Origin of the sequence: Bifidobacterium oedipodis, from assembly GCF_012932425.1 — a bacterium.
In the GTDB taxonomy this organism is placed as follows: Bacteria; Actinomycetota; Actinomycetes; order Actinomycetales; family Bifidobacteriaceae; genus Bifidobacterium; species Bifidobacterium oedipodis.
Genome location: NZ_JAAIII010000014.1, coordinates 1 through 1859, shown reverse-complemented (window position 1 = coordinate 1859; position 1859 = coordinate 1). Strand labels below are relative to the sequence as shown.

Here is a 1859-nt window from a genome sequence, read left to right as displayed (position 1 = left end):
ACATGCGCTGCGTGGTGGCGCTGCCGGGTGAGACCGCGGAATGCCTGTGCCACGGTCTCGCCGTGGTGTTCGAGCATATCGGCATGGTTCCGCGGGTGCTGGTGATCGACAACGCCACGGGCGCCGGGCACCGCAATCCGGACGGCAGCGTCACCCAGACCCGCCTGTTCTCCCTGCTGTGCGCGCACTACGGGTTCGAGGCCAGGTTCTGCAACCCGTATTCGGGCCATGAGAAAGGCAGCGTGGAGAATGCGGTCGGTTTCGTGAGGCGCAACCTGATGGTGCCCGTTCCCTCGGCGGAGAGCATGGAGGCGCTTTCCGCCGCCTGGCTCGCCGAATGCGACCGGATCGCCGCACGCGCGCACTACCGCAAGGGCGAGCCGATAAGGGGCCTGTTCGAAACGGAGCTCGACCACATGCTCGCATTACCGGGCGTGCGGTTTGACGCATGCGACTGGCGGATGGTCAAAGCAGACAAGACAGGCACCGTCACCGTCGACGGCAACCGGTACCTCGCCGGCCCGAAATGGCGCTCCTCGCGCATCAGGGCCGGGGTGCGCGCGTTCTCGATCGAGATGCGCGACCCGGACGGAGGGCACATCGTCACGTTGGAGCGCGCGTGGGGCCATGAGCCGAGGACGCGGCTGGACCCCTCGACGCTGCTCGCGGTCATCGCCCGCAAACCGCGCGCATGGGGAGAAAGCCCGATACGCGGCGATTTCCCGCAACCCGTGCGCGAGCTGCTCGACCGCATGGACGGGAAGGCCAGAAGGGACCTGATCGACGACATCCGGGCGGTTTCGTCGTCATGTGGCTTCGCCGCCGCGGTCAAGGCCGCGGCCATGGTCATCGACGCGGGCAGGAGCCTCGACCGGGCCGCGATCGAGACGACGGCCAGACGCATCCTGCAGGGCGGTTCCGGCGACTCCGCCGCCGACCTGAAACGCTACGACAAGTACATGGAGGCGCATGATGAACGGTGACGGAAGCGCACCCACCGGCCGTCGAGGCGGCCGGACGGTCGACAAATCCACCCCCGAGCAGGTCATGGAGCTCGCCCGCAACCTGCCGTTGACCAAGGCGGTGCTCAGGGACGCGGTCGCCGACGCGACCCCGGGCCAGTTGGGGTTCCTCGCGAATCTGTTCGCCGCGGAGAACGCCAGCCGCGCCGAGGGCAAACGGCTCCGACTGACGAAGCAGGCCATGTTCCCCCAGGAGAAAAGCCTGGACGGCTACGACTGGAGCATGGCCTCGTTCCCCGCCGGCTGGGGCCGAGAACAGCTGACCAGCCTGGAATTCGTCGACAGGGCCGAGGACCTCGTGCTCTACGGCGACGTGGGATGCGGCAAGACCCACCTCGCCATCGCCATCGGGACCCTCGCCTGCCAGCGCATGATCCCGGTCAGGTTCTTCACCGCCTCCGGCCTGGTCATGCGACTGCGCAGAGCCAAGGACGAGAATCGCCTCGACGCCGAGCTCAAGGCGATCGGCAGAGCCGGGCTGATCATCATCGACGAGCTCGGCTACCTGCCCATCGACATCGACGGGGCCCGTCTCCTGTTCCAGATAATCGCCGACTCGTACGAACGCAGGAGCATCATCTTCACCTCGAACCTCGAATTCAGCCGTTGGGCGGACGTGTTCGGCGACGGCGACATGGCCGCCGCGGTCATCGACCGCATCGTCCACCACGGGCGCATCGTCAGGTTCCACGGCGAATCCTACAGGAACAGACACTCGCTCATGAAATAACCAAACACAACAAAACAAAGGAACCAACCGCCGACCATGTTCAATTTGAACGCCGACGGTGTTCAGAAAAAGTGCCGACGATGTTCACATCAATTTGACGAAAGACA

At 65.5% G+C, this 1859-nt stretch carries 2 protein-coding genes; both read left to right on the top strand.

The features are described 5' to 3' along the window. A partial coding sequence (locus G1C95_RS12360; RefSeq protein ID WP_169173259.1) for a DDE-type integrase/transposase/recombinase occupies positions 1 to 983 on the top strand: 983 nt, incomplete at its 5' end. Beyond that, on the top strand, positions 970 to 1752 hold the full coding sequence (gene istB / locus G1C95_RS12355) for an IS21-like element helper ATPase IstB (RefSeq protein WP_240947569.1): 783 nt from the start codon (positions 970 to 972) through the stop codon (positions 1750 to 1752). The genes G1C95_RS12360 and istB, both read left to right, overlap by 14 nt. Positions 1753 to 1859: the final 107 nt, after the last annotated feature.

Bases quoted from the DNA above. Each gene is read 5' to 3' on its own strand.
- istB (WP_240947569.1), top strand. From the start codon at position 970: ATGATGAACGGTGACGGAAGCGCACCCACCGGCCGTCGAGGCGGCCGG.